General features: G+C 41.9%; 17 protein-coding genes and 2 pseudogenes. 15 read left to right on the top strand and 4 right to left on the bottom strand.

The window, feature by feature from the left end:
• The first annotated feature begins 1 nt into the window (after window position 1).
• The 15 genes and pseudogenes from VYM24_RS05105 (at window position 2) to VYM24_RS05035 (ending at window position 14,759) form a co-directional block, all read left to right on the top strand.
• Window positions 2-874, top strand: a complete 873-nt coding sequence (locus tag VYM24_RS05105; RefSeq protein ID WP_425286636.1) for a DUF1573 domain-containing protein — start codon at window positions 2-4, stop codon at window positions 872-874.
• 21 nt (window positions 875-895) lie between these two features.
• The gene (locus VYM24_RS05100; protein ID WP_330941632.1) at window positions 896-2,848 is read left to right on the top strand and encodes a discoidin domain-containing protein; all 1,953 of its coding nucleotides are present in this window, start codon (window positions 896-898) and stop codon (window positions 2,846-2,848) included.
• A complete protein-coding gene (gene lepB / locus VYM24_RS05095) occupies window positions 2,826-3,734 on the top strand; it encodes a signal peptidase I (RefSeq protein WP_330941631.1) in 909 nt (302 codons plus the stop codon). The genes VYM24_RS05100 and lepB (VYM24_RS05095) overlap by 23 nt, the downstream gene beginning before the upstream one ends.
• Before the next feature lie 44 nt (window positions 3,735-3,778).
• Window positions 3,779-4,087 carry an NVEALA domain-containing protein gene (locus tag VYM24_RS05090; protein ID WP_330941630.1) on the top strand — a complete coding sequence of 103 codons (309 nt, stop codon included), beginning with the start codon at window positions 3,779-3,781 and terminating at the stop codon, window positions 4,085-4,087.
• 138 nt (window positions 4,088-4,225) lie between these two features.
• Entirely contained in the window at window positions 4,226-5,320 is a 1,095-nt protein-coding gene (locus VYM24_RS05085) for a 6-bladed beta-propeller (RefSeq protein ID WP_330941629.1), read from the top strand.
• A 13-nt stretch (window positions 5,321-5,333) separates the two neighbouring features.
• Window positions 5,334-5,918, top strand: a complete 585-nt coding sequence (locus VYM24_RS05080; RefSeq protein WP_425286635.1) for a hypothetical protein — start codon at window positions 5,334-5,336, stop codon at window positions 5,916-5,918.
• A pseudogene (gene lepB / locus VYM24_RS05075) lies at window positions 5,878-6,755 on the top strand (signal peptidase I). Before VYM24_RS05080 ends, lepB (VYM24_RS05075) begins: the two are co-directional and overlap by 41 nt.
• A gap of 176 nt (window positions 6,756-6,931) precedes the next feature.
• Window positions 6,932-7,246, top strand: a complete 315-nt coding sequence (locus VYM24_RS05070) for a hypothetical protein (RefSeq protein WP_320995398.1) — start codon at window positions 6,932-6,934, stop codon at window positions 7,244-7,246.
• The gene (locus tag VYM24_RS05065) at window positions 7,224-8,453 is read left to right on the top strand and encodes a 6-bladed beta-propeller (RefSeq protein WP_330941628.1); all 1,230 of its coding nucleotides are present in this window, start codon (window positions 7,224-7,226) and stop codon (window positions 8,451-8,453) included. Before VYM24_RS05070 ends, VYM24_RS05065 begins: the two co-directional genes overlap by 23 nt.
• Before the next feature lie 5 nt (window positions 8,454-8,458).
• Complete coding sequence (locus VYM24_RS05060) at window positions 8,459-9,085, top strand: hypothetical protein (protein ID WP_320995400.1); 627 nt, start codon at window positions 8,459-8,461, stop codon at window positions 9,083-9,085.
• A 35-nt stretch (window positions 9,086-9,120) separates the two neighbouring features.
• Window positions 9,121-9,494: pseudogene (locus VYM24_RS05055) on the top strand (S26 family signal peptidase); the annotation flags it as partial.
• Window positions 9,495-9,528: 34 nt separating this feature from the next.
• Window positions 9,529-11,244 carry an O-antigen ligase family protein gene (locus VYM24_RS05050; RefSeq protein ID WP_330941627.1) on the top strand — a complete coding sequence of 572 codons (1,716 nt, stop codon included), beginning with the start codon at window positions 9,529-9,531 and terminating at the stop codon, window positions 11,242-11,244.
• A gap of 53 nt (window positions 11,245-11,297) precedes the next feature.
• Window positions 11,298-11,735 carry a helix-turn-helix transcriptional regulator gene (locus VYM24_RS05045; protein WP_291549743.1) on the top strand — a complete coding sequence of 146 codons (438 nt, stop codon included), beginning with the start codon at window positions 11,298-11,300 and terminating at the stop codon, window positions 11,733-11,735.
• Between the two features lie 325 nt (window positions 11,736-12,060).
• Entirely contained in the window at window positions 12,061-12,540 is a 480-nt protein-coding gene (locus VYM24_RS05040) for a hypothetical protein (RefSeq protein ID WP_330941626.1), read from the top strand.
• On the top strand, window positions 12,537-14,759 hold the full coding sequence (locus VYM24_RS05035; RefSeq protein ID WP_330941625.1) for a suppressor of fused domain protein: 2,223 nt from the start codon (window positions 12,537-12,539) through the stop codon (window positions 14,757-14,759). The genes VYM24_RS05040 and VYM24_RS05035 overlap by 4 nt, the downstream gene beginning before the upstream one ends.
• Before the next feature lie 93 nt (window positions 14,760-14,852).
• On the opposite strand, the gene VYM24_RS05030 is transcribed toward VYM24_RS05035, so the two are convergent.
• The 4 genes from VYM24_RS05030 to VYM24_RS05015 all read right to left on the bottom strand — a co-directional run bounded on the left by VYM24_RS05030 (window position 14,853) and on the right by VYM24_RS05015 (window position 22,263).
• Window positions 14,853-16,421 (bottom strand): glycoside hydrolase, encoded by a 1,569-nt coding sequence (locus VYM24_RS05030; RefSeq protein WP_330941624.1) that lies wholly within the window; start codon window positions 16,419-16,421, stop codon window positions 14,853-14,855.
• 22 nt (window positions 16,422-16,443) lie between these two features.
• A complete protein-coding gene (locus VYM24_RS05025) occupies window positions 16,444-18,879 on the bottom strand; it encodes a glycoside hydrolase family 2 TIM barrel-domain containing protein (protein WP_330941623.1) in 2,436 nt (811 codons plus the stop codon).
• Window positions 18,880-18,888: 9 nt separating this feature from the next.
• Window positions 18,889-20,496: a glycoside hydrolase gene (locus VYM24_RS05020; RefSeq protein WP_330941622.1), complete on the bottom strand. Its 1,608-nt coding sequence runs from the start codon at window positions 20,494-20,496 to the stop codon at window positions 18,889-18,891.
• A gap of 108 nt (window positions 20,497-20,604) precedes the next feature.
• Window positions 20,605-22,263 carry a RagB/SusD family nutrient uptake outer membrane protein gene (locus tag VYM24_RS05015; protein WP_299090699.1) on the bottom strand — a complete coding sequence of 553 codons (1,659 nt, stop codon included), beginning with the start codon at window positions 22,261-22,263 and terminating at the stop codon, window positions 20,605-20,607.
• Window positions 22,264-22,268: the final 5 nt, after the last annotated feature.

The following is a 22,268-nucleotide window of genomic DNA, read 5'->3' as shown; positions in this document are numbered from 1 at the left end:
GATGCAAAAACTTATATACTGCTTTATTTTCATCTTGTATCTATGTGCGTGTACTGAGTCTGAGAAGAATCGATTATCTTGCTTAGTTTCTGAGTGGACTGGCAAGGAAATACTTTATCCTAATAATTTGACTTTTACACTGTGGGGGCAAGATACTGTTGAAACGGCTTTTTCTAAAGCTCCTTATAAAATAGTGAGTTATGTAGATTCTGTAGGTTGTATTGGTTGTAAATTGCAAATATTTACTTGGAAGGCTTTTATTTCGGAACTAAATTTAAGATTTCAAGATAAAGTGTCGGTGTTTCTATTTTTTCATCCGATGAAAACAGAAGAAATTACTTTTATCTTAAAGCGTGATAAATTTAATTATCCGGTGTGTATTGATAAGGATAATGCATTTAATAAACTGAATCATTTTCCAACAGAAATGACATTCCAGACATTTTTGCTGGATAAAGAGAATAGAGTCGTTGCTATAGGTAATCCCATTCATAATCCTCAAATAAAGGAATTGTATTTGAAAATCATCGAAGGGAAATCGTTTGTTCTCAATGAAAGCGAGAGAGCAAAAACTGAGGTTGACATAAAAGATAAGAGTATATTTCTTGGTAAATTTGATTGGCAGCAAGAGCAGAAGGCTGCGTTTATATTAAAGAATGTAGGTGTTAATCCATTGGTACTTAATGATGTAATCACTTCCTGCGGTTGTACTTCCGTTGATTATTCCAAAGAACCCGTTCGTCCGGGAAATTCTATATTACTGAATGTGACATATAAGGCAGATCATCCCGAACATTTTGATAAAACTATGACAGTATATTGCAATGCGGAATCTTCTCCTGTTGTTTTGAGAATAACCGGCGATGCAGAATAAGATAACATAAATGAAATACTTATGAAGAAACATGGTATCCTACTAATAGTCTGTATTTTTTTGATATTGGCTTCTTGTACTAAAAATACGGTTGGTCCTTCCTTAGAAGATATTTTATCAGCCAATCCCAAGTTGCAGGTTGTTCTTGACAAATACCAAGATGACTCCTTGAAGCATAGAGCTGCCGTTTTTCTTATCGAAAATCTGCCTTTTCACTATAGCTATGAAGGTGAAGCTCTAGATGATTACCTGAAGCTTTTTGAACTTCACGGCAAAGGTACCATGTATCCGGATAAAGTGTTGGACTCCATTAAACGTGCTTGCGGCCCTTTTCATTTGGATAGACTGGAAGCGAAGAGCGATATCTATATTGATCCGGCCTATCTGATTGAGAATATAGAATGGGCTTTTAAGGTATGGCGTGAACAGCCTTGGGGGAAAAATGTCTCTTTTGACGATTTCTGTGAGTTTATCCTTCCTTACCGTGTGGGCGATGAAAGGCTGGAACCTTGGCGTGAAAGAATCTATAATAAATATAACCCATTGCTGGACAGCATTCAAGGACTTCCGGAAGCCGAAGATCCGAAGTACGTTTCTCAAATACTGATGGATACCTTACATAAGGCTCCGGTCTATTTTACCGAACTTTTTTCATTTGGCCCTCATTACGGACCTAAAGTTGTGGATTGGCGTTCGGGCAGCTGTGTAAACTTTACCGATCTCCAACTGTATGTCTTCAGGGCATTAGGTCTACCCTGCAGCGAGGAGATTATGTTGATGAGAGGCAATGGGAATGTTCCTCATTATTGGAATGCCGCTTTTGATAAAGATGGTAACTCTTATCGATGTTCCATATTGGATCCTACTTCGGAATTGAATACTCCGGATAGTTATTGGGATCCTAAAGGAAAAGTCTATCGCCGTACGTTCAGCATTAATCGGGAAATGATCAGGATTATGGGAAAGAATGCGGAAGAAAGACATCCCACTTTCCGTTATCCCTGTTTTCGTGACGTTACTGCTATATATGCGGGGAGCAAGAACCGTACATTAACGATTGGCCCCGAAAACTTCTACAGCCCTTTAAAGAAGGGTGAACCGGTCTATCTCTGTTCCGCCAGCTTTATGGACTGGGCTCCCATCGGGTGGTGTCTTTACGACAAGCGTCTGGGCGCTGTCTTTGAAAATGTGGAGGGGCAGGTTGTCTTCCGTTTGGGAACTTATGAAAACGGCAGTATATGCCCGCAAAGCGATCCTTTCTTGCTTGATAGGGAAAGCGGTGAAGTACGGTTTTTCCCTTCGGGCGGTAGGGAGGTCGAAGTTACGCTGCTCCATAAATATGAACTTTACTTTGAACCTTTTGTCCGGCGAATGGTAGATGGTGTGTTTGAAGGTAGCAATGACTCTCATTTCAACAGGAAAGATACACTGTTTATCATCAAGGAATTCCCCGAGCGGCTTTGGAATGTTGCACGGGTAAATAGTGCCCGATCTTACCGTTATGTTCGCTATTATGGCCCTAAAGACAGCTATTGTAATATTTCGGAGGTTGCTTTCTATGCATCTGCTGCCGATAGTATCCCCTTGAAAGGAAAAATTATCGGTACACCGGGGGGTAACGGATTGGACGGTTCCCATGAGTACACAAACGTGTTCGACGGAGATCCTTATACCTCCTTTGATTATACCCGGCCTACGGGTGGATGGTCGGGGCTTGATTTGGGTGCTCCCCGGCGTATTGAAAAGATTGTATTCACTCCCCGCAACCGTGATAATTTTATTCGTACGGACGACGAGTATGAACTTTTCTATTATAATAACGGTGAGTGGACATCAGCAGGCAGGGTACGTCCTCATTCCGATTCTTTGCTTTATAAAGTTCCTGAAGGTGCGTTACTCTATTTGAAAGATCACACCCGTGGAAAGGATGAACGTATATTTGAATATAAAGATGGAAAACAACAGTTCTGGTAAGAAAAAGAAAGGGGCGTCTTGGGTTGTTGACAAGTTCCTCAACCTGTTCCTGATAGCTTGTGGAGTAGTGGTGATATGGATACTGCTTCAGGTGACCAGTATCGCTACTTTCAAGATTCCTTCCGACTCAATGGAACCTGCCCTGCTTGCCGGAGATAATATTTTGGTGAATAAGTGGGTGATGGGTGGGCGCATTTTTAATATATGGGATGCCATAGATGGAAAAGAAGTGAAGATTTCACGTCTCCCGGCTTTAGGGAAGATTAAGAGGAATGATGTGCTTGTTTTCAATTTTCCTTATCCGGCACGATGGGATAGCATTGGTCTGAACCTGATGTCTTACTATGTAAAGCGATGTGTAGCTTTGCCAGGGGATACGTTTGAGATCAAGAAGGCTCACTACCGGGTGCGTGGTTGTGAAACGTCATTGGGCAATGTGGAATCACAGGATGCATTGATGCGTATGGCAGCAAATGGCACGGAAAAAGATTATGGAATAGTGATGAGTGGTTATCCTTATAATGGATTGGTGGATTGGGATATCATAAACTTTGGGCCTTTGTATCTTCCGGCAAGAGGAGATGATATAGAGATGAATCCTAAACATGTGGCTCTGTATCGGAATGCGATAGAGTGGGAACAAAACAAGAAGCTGTTGCTGCGTGGTGATACGGTTTTGCTGAATGACAGCGTGATACGGAATTATCGTTTTAAAGAGAATTATTACTTTATGACTGGTGATAAGGTGATGAATTCACAGGATTCCCGTTATTGGGGTCTGCTTCCGGAACCTTTCATTGTGGGTAAGGCTGTTCGGGTATGGAAGTCGGTGGATAGGGGGACGGATGAAATTCGGTGGAAACGTATATTTAGAAAGATAAAATAAATAGGATCCTAGATAAATTAATTATTAACTTAAAAGAAAGTAGAATGAAAACAATTTTTTTTAAAGTAACTTTATGTGTATCAGCACTTGCTATTGCAGGTGTTTTGTGGGTAAAAGTACAATCAACAGATACATTGTCTGATATACAACTTGCCAATATTGAAGCACTTGCTAATAATAGTGAAAGTGGGACTCAAACATGCACTAGAGCAGTTGCATGGGCAAATTGCTATGATAAAAGAGGTAATTGGACTGGATTGAGAATTACAGCTGTGACAGAATATGTGGTGAGTAGTGTTATTGAGATATGTGAACATGCCCGTGTGACTTCATGTCCTAGTGGAAGTATGTAAAGACTATAATAGAATAATTGTAGTTTGGTGGATTACATAGGTGTTTAGTTCTTCATGTTTATATCTTTTTGCAGTGTAAAATTGAAGGCTAAATCCCTATGTATAAATATAATATAGCTATGCATTAATATATCAATTATGAAACATGTAGGTATTTTCTCTTTTCTTCTACTTTTGTTATTTTCATGTACTTCTCATGATAAGAGTAAAATAGAAGAAATATATAGTATTAAATTAGACGATGTTCAAGAAACGACTTTGACGTGTTCTGATATCATTGATATTCAGGAGTGGATTGTGCTTGATTCTCTCAATGAGTGCACCATTGGAGATGTTGCAAAAATAGAGGAATTTAATGAAGAATATTATGTTCTTGATAAAACAATTCAGAAATGCGTACTTGTATTTGATGAACATGGAAAGTATTTGCGTCGTATAGGAAGAATTGGCCAAGGTCCCGGAGAATATGCGCAAGTTTATGACTTTACTATCAATAGAAGGACTGGTTGCGTTGCTATTCTTTCCGGACTATCAAAGGTATATGTGTATGATTTGAAAGGAGAGTTCCGGGTAACTAAACAAGTGAGTGAGTCGTTGTTGTGGAATATTGCAAGTAATGATTGCGGGTATCTTATGTCATCTAATCATCATACATATACTGAGGGTGAGAATGCTTATCTGCTATATGCTTTTGACAGTGATTTTAATTTCAAGGGCAAATGGATGCAGGTCCTTTCTGAGCGGATGCCTACTCTGCCTTTGTTATCTTCTGCATTGCAGATAGTCGGAAATGAGGTATATTATTGTGATGTTTTCACCAATTCTATTTATAGCTATATGTGTGATACAGATAGTGTAGCTGGAAAATATGATATACTCTTTCCGGCACCGGTACCGGAAAATATCTTTGCTAATGTTATGGATTTTATGGGAAAGCAAAGAGAATATGACTTTATCAATGAAGCTGTTATTAATGAAAAAAATATCCTGATTTGTTATGCTCGTCAAGGGAATTATAATCTTGCGATTATTGATTTTGATGGCACTATATTAAAAAACGGTCGATACTCAGGTCATTTTCCCAAGATATTTCATGGTAGTGATAAGGAACTTTTGTCTCCTGTTTCAGCGGATGAGTATCTGTCATATTGGGAGAAACTTCCTGTAATACATTATAATGGTATCGTATCCCCTGAAAGTAACTTTATGATACTCAAATGGATTATGAAATAATAAGATGCTAAAGGTGAAAAAACATATAGCTAAAGATGCCATAACAGTATTACTTTTGTTTGCTGGTATATGTTCCTTATTGAGTCTTGTTTGTACGACAACTCCCGAACTTCCTTCCGGAGAAACTGTTGGGCAATGGATTTGGTTAGGGAAGGCTGTGTTGTTTTCTTCCGGATGCATTCTTATTGCTTCTTCCCTGCAGTTGTTTGGAAAGGCTTACAGGGAAGATGCGTTGGGATTTCCGTATTTTTATGTTTATGTAGCGTGGAGTTTAGTTCTTATAGGGGCTGTTGAGGCAGTGTGGGGATTGTGCCAGCTTTATGGATTTTCTGTTTCCGGTCATTCACGTTATGCACTTACAGGTTCTTTTTTCAATCCCGGTCCGTATGGGGGATATCTGGCAATGGTGCTGCCTGTATGTGTCCATTTGTATCTGCGCATTTGTGGCTGGAAGGGGATGCCTGCGCGCTATAGAATAGAAAAAGGTGCGGCTGCCGTGTCGGGTATGGTGGAAAGGATGAACGTATATTTGAATATAAAAATGGAAAACAACAGTTCTGGTAAGAAAAAGAAGGGGGGTGTCTTGGGTTGTCGATAAGTTTCTCAACCTGTTTCTGATAGCCTGTGGAGTAGTGGTGATATGGATATTGCTTCAGGTGACCAGTATCGCTACTTTCAAGATTCCTTCCGACTCAATGGAACCTGCCCTGCTTGCCGGAGATAATATCTTGGTGAATAAATGGGTGATGGGTGGACGTATTTTTAATATTTGGGATGCTCTTGAAGGGAAAGAAGTCAAGATTTCCCGTTTGCCGGGATTGGGAAAGATACGGCGGAATGATGTGTTGATTTTTAATTTTCCCTATCCTGCACAATGGGATAGTATAGGCCTGAACCTGATGTCTTACTATGTAAAACGATGCGTGGCTTTGCCGGGGGATACATTTGAGATCAAGAAGGCTCACTACTGGGTGCGTGGTTGTGAAACGTCGTTGGGAAATGTGGAGTCACAGGATGCACTGATGCGTATAGTAGCAAATGGCAGAGAAAAAGATTATGGAATAGTGATGAGTGGGTATCCTTATAATGGATTGGTGGACTGGGATATCGTGTGTTTTGGTCCTCTCTATCTTCCAGCAAAAGGAGATGAGATAGAGATGAACCCTAAGCATGTCGTTCTATATCGGAATGCGATAGAATGGGAACAGAAAAAGAAACTTTTCCTGCATGGTGATACGGTTTTACTGAATGATAGTGCGATTCATGCTTACCGTTTTAAAGAGAACTATTACTTCGTTGCAGGTGATAAGGTGATGAATTCTCAAGATTCCCGTTATTGGGGCTTGCTTCCGGAAGCTTTTATTGTGGGTAAGGCTGTTCGGATATGGATACGGGCAAAGTGCGATGGAAAAGAATATTTAAAAAGATAGAATAAAACCGGATTTTAAATAATAATGACTTAACTCATGAATTAGGGAAAGGAGGTTTGTGGAAACTAAAAAAAACTTTAAGGCAAAGAGTGGATATAGTAATATTTATTTGCTCTACGGAAAGTTTCTTATCCGAAAAAAAGAAACGATTTATTAATATATTAATTTTAAAGACAACAAAATGAAAAAGAGAAATTTTATTATTGTTATTATTGTATTAATTGCTACCATTAACATCACTCTTAATATGCGTATTGGAAATGAGTTATGTGGTTTAGCTTCCTTAAAAATAGAAGCGTTAGCAAGTGACGAAGGATCTGCAGGTGGACGTGGTCCTCTCTACAAATCAGGATGTATTGTGATTGAAAAAGTAATTATGGGTTATCATAGCGATGGTAGTCCTAATATTGTGGAAGTAGGGTATGACGGAGAACAAGGAGACTGTGCAGGTCTTTCAGGAGATTGTACTCCGTATGGGTGTACTAGATATTATTAATAGAATTGGGGCCAACTTTTTAGTTGGCTCCAAAAATATAAATGGATATGCTATGAAATTATTAGTTTTATTTCTGATTATTAGTTTTTTGGGGGGCTGTAGTGGAGGTTCTCAAAAGACAACCATTCAGGGTGATATAGTGGAAATCTTAATAGATCCGGAAAATTTTTCAGTAGATCTGGATTTATCAGAAATACTGGATGATTCGGTTGAAATTATTCCATTGGAAACGACTGAAGAGTGTCTGATATCGAAAATTAATAGAATAGAATTTTATCAGGATAAGATATTTGTGTCAGATAAAGCAAATGCAAAAATATTTGTGTTTACTTCTGAGGGAAAATATCTAAAAAGTATTGGTACACAGGGAGGGGGGCCTGGTGAGTACTCTTTTTTAGGAGATTTCACCTTAAAAGGAGATTCTGTTGTTATTCAGGATCGTTATAATAGCAAATATATTGCATATGATCTATATAGTAATGCATATAGAGAGATTCCGTATGATATGCCTCATTTGGAAATTGTATCATTTGATGAGATTGCTTATCTAATTTCTAATTATTATCCCTCTAAATTAGGGAACTATAATCTTTCAAAATTCAACCTTAATACTTTAGAACGAATATCACTGGAATTACCATTTGAAGAAGATGGTGTTGATAAATCTGCTTACGGGCTAAGAAGATATGCTAGTAAATGCGATGATACAGCTATGCTTATCTACCCATTGAATGATACTATTTACACCTTAAGTAGGAAAATGGTGTATCCTTCTTATGTTATACATTTTACTTCAAGGAATCTTCCTGACGAATTGAATGTTAATAAAGAAATGCTTTATAGGTATGTTCATAAGAATAAATACTTAAAAGGGTTTGAATACATGCAAAATTCTAGGGACTATTTAATTGGTTATTATATCGATGAAGGTTTCAGGTATTTTATATATAATAAACAAGAGGGGAACATTAGTGTGGGGCGGTGGATGACAATGAGTTCACTGAGTGATTTGAAATTCATAGATTTTTATACTACTGTTGATAATCAATTTTGTATTCTTCAGGAAGCACAGATTTTATCTTTCAATTGGAATGCTGTGAGAAATCAATGTACAAATGCTACCTTTAAAAATAGAATGGATGCGATAGTTGAGAAGCTAAATGAAGATGCAAATCCGGTATTGTTCAAATGCAATTTTAAAATGTAGAGATTATGAAAAAGAAGGAATACATATTGTTTGGATTGCTTTTTGTTGTGCTAGCTTTTAGTAATCTCTATAATTATATACAATTTCAGAAGGCTCGTGAAGTTCAGGCTGTCTTGTATAAGTTGAAGACAGAAGCAGATGTGAAACTAGGAAATTTAGGTGCATTGGAAGATAGTAGAACATGTGAAATGCTTTTAAATGGAACAAGGGTTTGTGCTGGTTTGAATGTTGTTGATCTGCAGTATCGTGAGAAAAAAATATCTGATATTATCTCGGACAATACACTTATATTACGTTATTCGGAAATGAACTGTGATGTCTGCGTAGATAGTATAATAAAGAGATTGAATGTTTATAAAGATTCCATTGGATTATCCAATATAGTATTATTGACTACTTCTCAAAACTTGGGTTACACAAGGAGGTTTAAAAAAATAAATAAGATTTCTTTTGGCATATATAATATGGGTAAGGTGTTGGATTCTATATTAGTTGATATCGGAATGCCATATTTATTTGTATATTCGTCTAACAATGATAGGATTAATAATGTGTTTGTTCCGCAAAAGGAGAATCAACGACTCACTGATGAATATTTACATTCTGTTTTGATGAAGTATTATATAGAGTAAATTTTCGGATTTGAGAATGCACAACTTATAGAAGGTACTTTTATAATGGATTGGTGGACTGGGATATCGTGTGTTTTGGTCCTCTCTATCTTCTTGTAAGAGGAGATGAGATAGAGATGAATCCTAAACATACTGTCCTATATCGAAATGTAATAGAATGGGAATAAAAAAAGAAACTTTTCCTGCATGTGATACGGTTTTACAGAATGATAGTGCGATTCATGCTTACCGTTTTAAAGAGAACTATTATTTCGTTGCAGGCGATAAGGTTATGAATTCTCAAGATTCCCGTTATTGGGGCTTGCTTCCGGAACCTTTTATTGTGGGTAAGGCTGTCCGGATATGGAAGTCGGTGGATAGGGGTGCGGGTAAGGTTCGATGGGATAGGACATTTAAAAAGATAGAATGAGATGATAAAGAAAAGAGCTGGCTAATGTAAGAAGATGGGAAAAATACAAACTTATAAAATAAAGACAGCAGTAATGGTCTTACTGTTGTTTGCGGCTATATGTTCCTTATTGAGCCTTGTTTGTACGACAACTCCCGAACTTCCTTCCGGAGAAACTGTTGGGCAATGGATTTGGTTAGGGAAGGCTGTGTTGTTTTCTTCTGGATGCATTCTTATTGCTTCTTCCCTGCAGTTGTTTGGAAAGGCTTACAGGGAAGATGCGTTGGGATTTCCGTATTTTTATGTTTATGTAGCGTGGAGTTTAGTTCTTATAGGGGCTGTTGAGGCAGTGTGGGGATTGTGCCAGCTTTATGGATTTTCTGTTTCCGGTCATTCACGTTATGCACTTACAGGTTCTTTTTTCAATCCCGGTCCGTATGGGGGATATCTGGCAATGGTGCTGCCTGTATGTGTCCATTTGTATCTGCGCATTTGTGGCTGGAAGGGGATACCTGCGCGCTATAGAATAGAAAAAGGTGCGGCTGCCGCAACGGGTATGCTTATTCTTTGCGTATTGCCTTCCACTATGAGCCGCTCCGCCTGGATAGCTGCGGCAATAAGCTGTATTTGGGTGGCATATATGAATCGTGACAAACGGAAGTGGAGTATATTGTGGCGTCGCTACAAGAAGCATTATGTTTCATGGGGAACCGGGATATTTTTAATTCTGTCGCTGGCTGCTGCGGGAATGTTCTTTTTGAAACCCGATTCAGCATTGGGGCGTCTGTTCATGTGGAAGATGACTTGCCGGGCTATTGCTGCTCATCCGTGGGGATGCCCTACCGAATTCGCTTGTGCTTATGGTGAGGCTCAGAGTTTATATTTTGCCTCAGGGAACTATGCTGCTTGGGAAGAACGTGTGGCAGGAAGTCCTGAATATGCATTTAATGAGTATCTGGAGTTTGCCCTGGCGTATGGTATCGCTATGTGTATACTGGTGCTGTTTGTAATCTTTGGTTGCCTTTGGATGGGAGTGAGACTTCACCGTTATGGTATCTGTGGTGCCCTTATCTCCTTGCTTGTATTTTCTTTTTCTTCCTATCCGCTGCATCTTCCGGCTTTCATCGTAACTGCTATATGTTTGCTTCTTGCCTGTGGGATAGGTGATGTAATTGGCAAGTACTTTGTTCTTTGTGTTTGTCTGGTGGTGTGGCTCGGAGGCTATACGGAAAAATGGACACAAGAAAGGGATGCTTGCCGGGACTGGATGAATGCGAGAATACTCTATCGCTCGGGGGCTTACGAAGCTGCCAACAGGGCTTATGAAAAGCTTTATCCGTCTTTGGGGAAGAAGGGTGCATTCCTGTTTGAATATGGCCATAGTCTGCATAAATCTGGGCGCTATGACGAATCTTTTGAATATCTGGATCAGGCACGGTTGTATAGTAATGATCCGATGATATTGAATATTATGGGTAAGAACTGTCAGGCGTTACATGAATATAAATGTGCCGAGGCTTTTTTTCTTATTTCTATCAGTCGCCTGCCGGGCAGAATCTATCCTTACTATTTGTTGGCTAAACTCTATTCGGAACCTACATACCGTGACAAGGATAAGTTTAGGGAGATGAAATGGAATGTGTTAAATAAAGAACCTAAGGTACATTCTACAGCTATTGAAGAGATGCGCAGGGAAGTAGAGGAAATAGCAGAGAATTGGGATACAGGGAGTAATATTATACATTCTGATGACGTTGAATCGGAAGAGTGAGGCGGCATTGAGAATATAAATTATATGGAACATAAAAGAACGAGAAATTGAATATGGAAACTTATCATGATAACTGGAATGCCTGTCTGTTATTCCGCAATAAACAATTAACTAAACAACTGAAAGACTATCAGAATGCCTCGGCACTGGCTGAATGTTCTTCTTCCCTGCTTGTGTCTATGGGGCAATTGCTTTGTCTTCATCAGCATCCGTCTTACGGACTTGTCCGGGATGAGGCTGAGTGGGCGAATCTGTTTACTGTCATTGATATGCTGTATGGTGATTGCCTGTCGGAGACGTTATCTTCATATGGACTGAGTATGCAGGAATTGAAGTTATGTTACCTGGTTCGTGCCCGGTTGGGTAATAAGGCTATTGCAGTTCTCTTCAATATAACTCCCCGTTCGGTGCTGAAGGCAAAGCAACGTATAAAAGGAAAATTGACTTTATCGGCTACGGATTGTTTGGATACGTATATACAGCAATATTGAAAAGACTGTTTACGAACTGAACGATAGCAATGCAGCTTTTATAGTCCGTTCTTCTTGAAAAACAGTCTTCAAAATATAAAGAAAAGACTTGTACTTCTTGCTCTTCCTCTTGTGGATACAATGACATTTGTCTTATCTTTTGAGTATCTTTCTGAATAAATGCTAAATAAAAGTTATTTAGAGAAGCAAATTGACAGAATACAATTTGCAATTTGTCATGGCTTCTATAAAATAGCCATTATCCAATTGTAATTTTTTATGGCAGTTTATAGAGTGAATAAACTGAGTTTTTATATCTTTGGACATCATTAAACCACAATGAATAATGGATGAAACATTAAGGAAACAAATTGATGCTTGGACAGAAACTGACGAGCATGGTAGAATTGTTGATATGTTAGGACAGATTTCGCCTGAAGAAAGAGATTCTGAAGCTACAGGTTTGCTGGCACGTGCATATAACAACCTGGGTGAATATGAAAAAGCTTTGCCTTTCCGGAAGCGGGTGCAGAACTTTTGGAAGTGGTTTACCGATAACGAGGAGGAGCTCTCCCGGATTGTTGAGAACCGTGGGCAGCTTGACGGTGGTGATGCTGTTGAGTTTGTTACCGCCGGTACGAATTTGATAGATGAGGATGTGCATTTTAACTTGGGTGGAGACTATGAATTCACATTCTCCCCCAATATCACTTCTATCTTTCCGACTTCCATCAGGGTAGTGATTTGTGCAGACTGTATGAAACGGAGGATGACGAGTCTGAGGAATAAAAATGAATCTATAACTATAAATATATCACAATCATGAGTATAGGTTTCAGATTAACAACGAAATGCAAAAGCGTTTCTTCATTTCAGAAATTGTTGGATGTAGTTGCTGCCCGGCACGCGGCATCTGTCAATCATACAGAAGATTATTCTGAATTATCAGTCTGCCGTTTAGGAAATATATTCTTCAATTATGAACAGGAAGAAGATGATATAGCTGTTATAGGTGATTGTCAGACTAACCTGTTGGGAGCAGGTTTTCATAAGGCTGCGATAGATATCGTTGACGAGTTGGTGGAACTGAGAGACTCCTCTACTGAGGTGGAGGACGATACGGAATATTATGAGCATAGGGATTTTGAGCGGATGCGTTCCGAACATTTCTATCACTGGCTGAACGCCATTGTAGAACTCTGCCGTGAACGTATGAAGGAGAATTGCAGCATGTCTGCCATTTGTTGGGATTGTAATAAGTACATGCCCCGTGGGATAGAAGGAACGGTGGTATCTCCTTTCGGAAGAATATGTCCGGAGCACTTAGTCGAACGGATAAAAGGTGAAGGTATCGAGAGGTTGGCAAGCGAATTTTTCATGTGGAATAATGAAGAGCGTGATGCATTATTCTATCGGAATACGGCTTTGAGTGCCTTGTGGGAAGATTGCTATTTTATGCCTTCCGCGCGTAGCGAAGAAGATATGGAAATCAATTTGTTCATTATAGAAAACCTGGAGAAGGCTGCCGCAATGGATACGTCTCTTGCTTTCCCGAAAGAAGACTATCTGTTACTTTGTCGTTTGGCGGAAAAAGAGCCGGTAGATGTTTCTGCATTGCCGGATTTCATAAGTGAATTTCCAATTGGTTATCGCAAGGACAAAGTGACCTATACATTAGGAAATCTAAAGTTTGATCTTCCGGGTAATTACCTTTATTTTGAAGAGGATGATTCTCGCGGGTATTATGATGGAGAAGACGAGAATTGGCATGTAGTGCGAATGTCGGCATATTCTATGCCCGATGACGAAGCGGACTATCTGGAAGACGATGAGAATGTGCTGATTGAGGAGAAGTTTTTTGAAAACGGTAAGTGCAGGCTTTATGATCTGGGTGGAGAAGAAGAGGAAGCCAATGATGAATATGTGTGCCAATGCCAGATTATCACTGAGCATCAGTTCACCCTGTTTACTCTTTCGTGCGAGGGAAAGGATGAAGCAATGTGCTTTTCAGCCGACTTTATCGATCATCTGACTGCTACTAAAACGAACAAGCATGATAAATTGCTCCAGCAAATAGAACAGTGGAATGCGGACGATGAGGAGCAGAAGATAATTGACGCCATTCTGGAAGTTCCTGAAGAGGAGAGGACTGCGGAATTGACGGGGCTTTTGGCGCGCTCGTACAATAATCAGGGGAATTATAATGAAGCCATTGAACAGCTTCTTTCAGTAAAGGAAGAATGTAAGGAAGACGCGCTTTGGTTCTATCGACTGGGTTATGCTTATTATTATCTGAATCAACTGGATAAGGCACAGAAAGCCTTTGAGCATTCATTGGAATTGGACCCCAGCGATGAAGATGCGAAGGAATACATTGAAAATTGTAAGAATGGTGTTTTGCCTCATCCTGAGATGTACGAAGAGGAGGAATTGGATGCTCTTGAAGCGCATATTGACAAGTTCTTCGGTCATTCGGATCATGTGTTCCATGAGATCGCTTCACCGGATATCCATGTGGATATCTTTATTGTCGAGCCGACGGCTGAGAGGAATTATTACACGCTGGTCACATCGGGCATGGGTGCCCATCGGATGAATGTACCCAAGGAACTGGCTGAGTATAAGCTGGAGCGTGCGGAGATAGTGGTATATTTACCTGCCGACTGGAATATTTCTGACCATGAAGAAAAGAATTACTGGCCGCTACGTTGGCTGAAGATACTTGCCCGTCTGCCGTTAGAAGAGGACTCTTGGTTAGGTTGGGGGCATTCTGTACCCAACGGGAAACCGTTTGCAGAGAATACTCAGCTTTCCAGTGTATTATTGATCAATCCGGAGAATGTGGGAGAAGGAGCTGCTGTTTGCCAATTGCCTAATGGGGAAGAAGTGAATTTCTATCAGATGATTCCACTGTATGAAGAAGAAGTCAACTTCAAGATTCAGAATGGTGCGGAAACATTGTTAGGGAAGATGGGAGAAATAAGTGCAGTGGTAGATATTCATCGTTTGAATGTCTGCGAGGGATTTGGTCGGCCGGAAGAATAGAGATTTCACCACAGAGTAACACAGAGTTCAATAATTTCTAAATAAAGAATATAAAACTCCGTGATACTCTGTGTCACTCTGTGGTGAAATCTCTTAATCCTGAGAAACAAAAGTGATAACGGAACGTGCAGGAATCACTGCTATCTGTTCATTTTTCAGTTTCTTAATGGGTAGAAGATCTTCACCTGCTTCATCTGAGGTGCGGTAGCCTTGCCATGACTTTACTTTGGGACCATCCACTTTGAAAGTGAAATTTTTCTCCTGATCAGCGTAGTTGATAACTACCATTACCCATTGTCCGTTTGTATTCTGATAAGCAGAACACATGAGCCCTTGGGGATCATTATCTCCTTCCGGGATTACCTGTCCGGATTTGTCTGTTGCCTTAATAGACATGCGTACAGCTCCCGGACGTATAAAGCGGCTGTAATTACCTAATATCCATAATAATTTAGAGTCTTCCACTTTACCGTCATGAAGATCGGGATCAGTGTATTCGCGTAGCAATCCGTCTTTGTAGTCACCGCCTATGGCACGCCACCACTGCCAGCTACGTGCTCCTGCATAAACAATGTCGTGATGAATGATACGGGCCACATAGAGAGCTGTTTTCATTGTATGATCAAATCCACCGCCTCCGCCAATTTCTTCATCGTTCCCCATAATGCAGGTTTCCGTTTGCCAGAAGTCGACTTTGTATTTGTCCAGTGTATCACGTAACTGACGACGGTAATCTCTCAGACTCTCTAAAGGCGTATTGGTCCAATAGCTGTGTCCTGCAATGAGATGGGGGACATTCGGGGTATTTCCCAGATAAGTATCTACACTGTCGGGACAGAAGAAAGATTGTATTTCGTATCCACGTTCATGGTTTGTCATGTGTGTGGAGAACATACAACGATAGTCTGACGCTTCGCAGATGGTGATTTCCGTATCAATACCCTCTTTCACAAACTCTTTGCTGATGAGGCGTACGGCACGGGCAATTTCTTTCTTTGTTGCCGGGGTGCCTTCTTGTTTGGGACCTATCCAATTCCAGTGTCCGTCCGGTTCGTTGAAAGGGGAGAGGTAATCGAACTTAATGCCGTCTTTCTTTTCAACTCCTTTTATCACATTTGCCAGAAAGCGGGCGAAGTCTTCATAATGTTCCGCTTTCAGATTCAGTGTGCCGTCACGTCCGGTGTTGGTGGCAAGCCCGTTTTGAGTGAAATAAACGGGTGGAGAGTTTAGGAAAGCAAGGAATTTATTGACTCCACGTTCCTTTGCTAACCGGAGGAAATTACGCTGTCCCTGTTGCTTGTCCCAGTCATAGCTTCCGTCCGGTTGCAGAAAACATTCGGTACGCATCCAAGGGGAGCCTATCTGACTGGCTTCGCCCTGTTCCGTGCTTCCTGCACCTACATTGAAGCGCCACAGAGAAAGCCCGATTCCTTTGGGCTTTCCGTTAGCGTCATTTTCTGTACTGAACAACCAGTCGGCTACTTGGTCCTGTTTCTCCTGAGGCCATTTGCCTATGATGTGCATGCTCCAGGCATCCGAAGCACTGAAATGATCCATGGTTTGCTGAGGCTGTTCGGGAATAATCTGATAGTTTATATCTGCTTGTGGTGAACACGAAGTAGTTATTGCGGCGAGGGCGAGTAATAATACTTTGTATTTCATATAAATATTTGTTTTTAGAGGATTATTTAGCATTCAAGACAATCTCTGTTCCTTGTAAAAGTGGTGAAGTAAACTTTACGCGAATCTGACCTTTTTCACCGACGGTCTGTAGGTAGGTAAGCAGGCGTCCGTGGAAGGCACGATGGTGATTATCGGTGTAGTCACTCATGTCGCTGTTATCGGAACCTTCGAGTCCCAGTAAATGTGCCGGACCTTCGATGGTGCAAGTAATGTCATTGTCGCCTAATTTCACTACGACACCCTTTTCATCTATCACTTCTACAATGAGATGCGCTGTAGCGCGGTTGCAGGATAGATTGGTACGATCGGCACTTACACGGAGAGCGTAGGGACGACCGGAGGTTTTGATGGAATAGCTGGACAATATATTTCCGTCTTTATCGCAGCCTTCGGCTTTCAGCTCACCCGCCTGATAGGGAATATCCCAGTAGATGATACCTGTCTTTTCATCATAGGGTTTCATCTCACCTAGCACTTTTCCATCGAGTAACAGACGTGCTTGTGGGGCATTGGTATAGCAGACTACACGTATTTCCTGACCGGGATCATAGTTCCAGATATCCCATGCATCGGGCGACAGGAAGGTGCGTCGGGAGTTTTTAAAACGATCCGGTATGGGATAAGTACCCACATAAGTAACCGGTTTTTCGCACCATAAGGAAGCACGGAAGTGTCCGCGGGGTTTGGGGAAACTGCCAAAGTCGAGCAATCCGGTATATAGTCCGCGTGAGGGCCATGCGCCCGATTCACCGAGATAGTCGGTACCTGTCCAGATGAATTGGCCGAAGATGAATTCTTTATCCTTTACGGCATACCAGGCTTCAAGACCGGAACCGTTTTCGCTACCATAAATGACACGGTCGGGGTAGGTGGCATGATCTTCATCATAACGGTTTTCAGTATAGTTGTATCCTACTACGTCGATGGCTTCGGGATATTCTGTTTGATTGGACATGACAACTCCTGCCAGTGCTCCCGTTACGGGGCGTGACGTATCGACAGCACGGACGCATGCAGCCAGTCGTTTGGCTATCTTTCCGATGCGCATAGCATCAGGAGCATCCGGTTTGTAACCGCCAAACATGGGTTGATTGATGGTTGATCCGTCAAGAATGGGATGTGAGTAAGGATCATTCGGATAATCTACTTCATTACCAATACTCCACATGAAAATGGAGGGATGATTGCGGTCACGGCGTACCATGTCGGTTACATCCTGTTCAATCCATTCTTCGAAGAAATCGAAAGAACCGTCATAGGCGGGTTCACCTTTATTCCAGCCTTTTACCCATTTACGTTTCGGGAACTCCCATTCATCGGATGCTTCATCCATGATGAGGAGTCCCAGTTGGTCGCATAGATCATATACGACGGGAGCCTGTGGGTTGTGGCTCATGCGGATGGCATTTACACCTATCTCTTTCAGATTGTTCAAACGACGCTCCCATACTTCCGGAGGTACTACGGCACCGAGTACACCGGCATCATGATGCAGACATACACCTTTGACTTTCATCCAGTTGCCATTGAGTGCAAACCCTTTATTGGGGTCAAACTTCAGTGTACGGAGCCCTACTTTAGTCTCACATCCATCAATACGTTTTCCATTGCTGAGCAATTCTGTTTTTAGTGTATAAAGGTAAGGATCGTCCAGATTCCAACGGTGGGGTTTAGTTATTTTCAGTGTGAGATTTTCTTTAGTAATACCTTCTTTGCCATCAGAAACACGAGTGCGCCGTTGCGCTACTTGTTTGCCGGTAGCATCGTATAGTGTAGCCGAAAGTTCAAGTCTGTTGCCGGTTGTTATGTGTTTCTGTACTTCCATATCTACAGCTATGGTAGCTTGCCGGTCGGTCAGAGAAGTAGCATGCCAACCTATGCCCCATTGTGCCAGGTGTATTTCGGGAGCGGCAATTAGCCATACGTCGCGATATATCCCCGATCCTGTATACCAGCGGGAATCAGCATAGCGGCTATGATCCACACGTACGCTCAACACGTTGTCCCCCTCTTTCAGATAAGGGGTCATGTCGTAGAGAAATGAGATATAACCGTTAGGACGTTTACCGAGCAGATGCCCGTTTAAATAGACTTCACTGCGATTGTATACCCCTTCGAAATAGATGTAATGGCGTGGGGCATTATCCGTGATCTTGAAATGTTTGCGATACCAGCCGATTCCGCCAGGTAAGTAGCCGGTGCAGCTTGCTAAAGAAGGTGAAAGTTGCCCTTCAATAGACCAATCATGTGGAAGCCTGAGTTTGCGCCATTCGCTGTCATTGAAGGCGGGGTTTACAATGGTTGAGTCATCGGTTAGTCGGAAGAGCCAGTCTTCATTGAATTTGGTGGCATTACCAAATGAAACCTGCGCCTGTGCCGGGAGGCCGGTGAGCAGGACTGTCATGAGTACAGCCAGCGTGAATATAGCGTTTTTCATTTTGGGTGATTATTTTAGATTATACACTACTGTGGTTACACTTTCCGCTTCCAAAAGTACAGATTCTCCGGCAGATACGGTGGCTTCTGTCAGTTTTTTGCTATTGGTAGTGGTGTAGGTCCGGATTGATGTAGCTTCGTTGCTCCATCCTTCATGAGTTTCGCTCAGGCGGACATTCTTGCTGGACATGTTAGTGAAAACAGCTACTATTTTATCTCCTTGCGGGGATAGCCATGCTGATCCAAAGAAGTTGAGCGATTCGGTCAGCTGCATGTTGATACGTTGGTATCCGGGGCGGATGAACAGACTGTAATTACCTAATACCCAAAGAGTCGCTGTGGATTGGAAGGTACCTTCTTTTTCTATGTTGTCATTGTTGTCGTTGATTCCTCCACCGGGTACGAGGGATATCAGAAGAAAACGGTTTTTATGTCCCCAACGGGCTACGTCCATGGAAGTCCAGTAGCTCCATGAAGATACTCCTGCTACAGTAAGGTCATTGTGTATCACTCTCGACATATAAAATGCGATATCCATTTCTGTAGCATTGTCATATCCTACAAATTCTGTGTTGCTGTAGTTGTCTCCCAGCATGCTCCATTCACTTTGCCATATATCTACACCATATTGTGTTGCTGCTTGTGCCACCTGCTTACGTACGCTGCGCATACCGTCCCAAGTGCCATCGGTCCAGTAGCTATGACCGCAGATTAGTTTCTTTACATGATTTAAGTCACCTACATAAGCAGACGAGCCGGGAGTGAAAAAGGCAGACATAACGTTACTGCGATTGGCATCGTCTTTTGTCTTATATAAGTATTCCCAGTCGCCCGATTCACCGAGCAGGATATCGGTAGACAAATTACGTTCGGTTAAGGCATCATCCAGTTCGCGGGCCAATCTGGCAACTTCGTCATTGGTCCAGCCGCTTCCTTCTTGTCCGCCATCCCAGTTGTATTGCGGTTCGTTGACCGGTGAGATGTGCGTCACAGGATAACCTTTATCTATGTAGTATTGAGCTACATCGCCCATGTAAGCGGCAAAGTCATCGTAGCAATCGTTTTTCAGGTTTGATACTCCTCCTTGGTTGGAGAAACCTTTGCCGTTCTGTGTATATTGTACGGGTGGTGTATTGCTGAAAAGGACGATACTTTCGCAACCGAACTCTTTAGCACGGTTCAGGAAATAACGTTGCCCTTCGCAACGATTCCAATCAAGGGTCAAATCGTTTGTCAGGTATGACTCTGCGCGACGGGATTTATCGGTAATGCCGCTTGCATCACCTTGTTCGGCAGTTCCACCGCCCAGGTTTACACGCCACATGGAGAGACCGATACCTTTGGGGCTTCCTGCCTGGATTTCGGAAGAGAAGAGTAATTCGGTGATTTTGTCACGGCTGTTGGTCCAGTATTTACCTACATAGGAAGGATTCCAGCAGTCTGATGCACCGAATCCTGTGATAGTCTGATAGGTTTTTCCGGCATTAATGGTGACTAGTTTCTCTACACTATTCGGTACATCCGGTTGATCGGGGGTATCGGGTGTAGAAGGAGAATCGTCACTGCAAGCCATAAAGGAAAGCAGGGACAGCAGAGTGAAATAATATTTTAGTTTCATAAATATTCGATGGTTTAAAAAAAGACTGTCGCGGATAATCTATTATGAAACTATCCGCGACAGAGTATAAAGATCTATTGAAGAATTCTATTTAGACATTCACCGGGGTTAATTCCAACCCGGATTCTGAACGATAGAACCATTAGACATTGTGATTTCATACAAAGGAATGGGGAATACCATGTCGCGGTTTTCATCGAAGCCAGCACCTTTATTACTTGCTTCACCCTGGTTCTCCCATTCATAGAGGTCGCGGGTAGCGGCATCTGTGTTATACTTAACGAAAGTACCATTGGTTCCCAGCAGATTGGAAATCACCTTCTTGCCATTGTCGTCGGTCCAGCGACGGATGTCATACAAGCGGTTTTGTTCCCATGCTAATTCCAGACGACGTTCCAAACGGATATCTTTGCGGAGATCATTGCCGCTTGATTTTACATCCTCCAGGTTTACGCGGTTACGTACTTCATTGAGGTATTTACGTGCTGTAGCGTCATCACCCAGTTCGTTGCAGGCTTCGGCATACATCAGCAATACATCGGCATAGCGCAAGATGCGGTGATCCAAAGGAATCTTGTCTGTATTGTACACTTCCGGACGCTTTTCGATAGGCACGAAATATTTGCGGACGATACGTGCCGATTTATGTTGTGCAGGGTCAATTATATAGCAATCCGGATCCCAACCATACTTCTCGATATAAGTTTTGTAATTAGCCATGTCTTTGCTATTTTCAATGAACTTATCGAAGTTATCTTCACCGGCAATCTCGGTACATCCGGTTTTGATGATAGTCCAGCGAAGACGTTCGGTATCACCTGCGTCAATATAGGCCTGTTCGAGGTTGGCAGTAGGCTGACCCCAAGACCATCCGTCGCCGGGACCATTACGTGCACCAGTGATTATTGTCAGTGAACCACCTAATGAATAAGTACCGTCGTACATATACTGTACTTCAAACAGACTCTCTTTACTGTTGTTGTGATCAACACTCCATACGTCACCGAAGTTATCAAGCAGTTCGTACTCTTTGCTGTCAATAACAGTTTTCAATACATCATGTGCTTCTTGCCACTTTTCCTGATAGAGGTAAACTTTACCTAGCAGGCCTAAAGCTGCACCACTGGTAGCACGCCCCATATCGGTGGCAGCATATTCACTACGTTTTGGCAACGCGTCGGCGGCAGCTTTCAGATCATCTTCGATGAACTTATATACATCTTCGGCAGAAGCACGGGTAATGCCTTGTATCTCCTCGGGCAACAGGAAGCTTGTAACGAGAGGTACACCGCCAAAGTTTCTTACCAGTTCGAAGTAGAAATATCCACGCAGGAAGCGGGCTTCGCCTATCAGGCGGTTCTTCATGTCTTCGTCTGAGAATTCGGATTGTGAGATGCGCTCTACGGCTACGTTGCAGCGTAAGATACCTTTATAACGGTATTGCCAGAAGTTTGAGATGGCTCCGTTGCTCTGTCCTGTACCCTGATAATGTGCTAAAGAGATATAATCACTCTGGCTTTGGGTTGTATTTCCCATCCAACCGTCATCGCTGCACATTTCGGAAAGTAACCATACCGTATTGATGTTCCACCAGCCACCGAAAGTGATGGCCTGGTAGCAACCGGTGATGAATGACTCAGCTTCCTCTACACTTTGGAAATAGGTGTCGAGATTTTGTTGCCCACGCACTTCCTCGGTCAGGAAGTCCTCGCAAGAGGTGAATGTCAGCGAGGCAATCAATGTCAATATTGCTAATATCTGTTTCATTGTTA

The sequence above is a fragment of the Bacteroides sp. MSB163 genome, from assembly GCF_036416795.1.
GTDB lineage: Bacteria > Bacteroidota > Bacteroidia > Bacteroidales > Bacteroidaceae > Bacteroides > Bacteroides maternus.
The sequence above is the reverse complement of the archived record's forward strand: the minus strand, read 5'-3'. Positions and strand labels throughout refer to the sequence as shown.

What these genes read in the sequence shown, in the direction of transcription:
- VYM24_RS05105 (WP_425286636.1), top strand. Translation starts at nt 2, where the DNA reads ATGCAAAAACTTATATACTGCTTTATTTTCATCTTGTATCTATGTGCG.
- VYM24_RS05090 (WP_330941630.1), top strand. Translation starts at nt 3,779, where the DNA reads ATGAAAACAATTTTTTTTAAAGTAACTTTATGTGTATCAGCACTTGCT.
- VYM24_RS05015 (WP_299090699.1), bottom strand. Translation starts at nt 22,263, where the DNA reads ATGAAACAGATATTAGCAATATTGACATTGATTGCCTCGCTGACATTC.
- VYM24_RS05035 (WP_330941625.1), top strand. Translation starts at nt 12,537, where the DNA reads ATGAGTATAGGTTTCAGATTAACAACGAAATGCAAAAGCGTTTCTTCA.
- VYM24_RS05070 (WP_320995398.1), top strand. Translation starts at nt 6,932, where the DNA reads ATGAAAAAGAGAAATTTTATTATTGTTATTATTGTATTAATTGCTACC.
- VYM24_RS05065 (WP_330941628.1), top strand. Translation starts at nt 7,224, where the DNA reads ATGGGTGTACTAGATATTATTAATAGAATTGGGGCCAACTTTTTAGTT.
- VYM24_RS05045 (WP_291549743.1), top strand. Translation starts at nt 11,298, where the DNA reads ATGGAAACTTATCATGATAACTGGAATGCCTGTCTGTTATTCCGCAAT.
- VYM24_RS05100 (WP_330941632.1), top strand. Translation starts at nt 896, where the DNA reads ATGAAGAAACATGGTATCCTACTAATAGTCTGTATTTTTTTGATATTG.
- VYM24_RS05085 (WP_330941629.1), top strand. Translation starts at nt 4,226, where the DNA reads ATGAAACATGTAGGTATTTTCTCTTTTCTTCTACTTTTGTTATTTTCA.
- VYM24_RS05040 (WP_330941626.1), top strand. Translation starts at nt 12,061, where the DNA reads ATGGATGAAACATTAAGGAAACAAATTGATGCTTGGACAGAAACTGAC.
- VYM24_RS05060 (WP_320995400.1), top strand. Translation starts at nt 8,459, where the DNA reads ATGAAAAAGAAGGAATACATATTGTTTGGATTGCTTTTTGTTGTGCTA.
- VYM24_RS05050 (WP_330941627.1), top strand. Translation starts at nt 9,529, where the DNA reads ATGGGAAAAATACAAACTTATAAAATAAAGACAGCAGTAATGGTCTTA.
- VYM24_RS05030 (WP_330941624.1), bottom strand. Translation starts at nt 16,421, where the DNA reads ATGAAATACAAAGTATTATTACTCGCCCTCGCCGCAATAACTACTTCG.
- VYM24_RS05025 (WP_330941623.1), bottom strand. Translation starts at nt 18,879, where the DNA reads ATGAAAAACGCTATATTCACGCTGGCTGTACTCATGACAGTCCTGCTC.
- lepB (WP_330941631.1), top strand. Translation starts at nt 2,826, where the DNA reads ATGGAAAACAACAGTTCTGGTAAGAAAAAGAAAGGGGCGTCTTGGGTT.
- VYM24_RS05020 (WP_330941622.1), bottom strand. Translation starts at nt 20,496, where the DNA reads ATGAAACTAAAATATTATTTCACTCTGCTGTCCCTGCTTTCCTTTATG.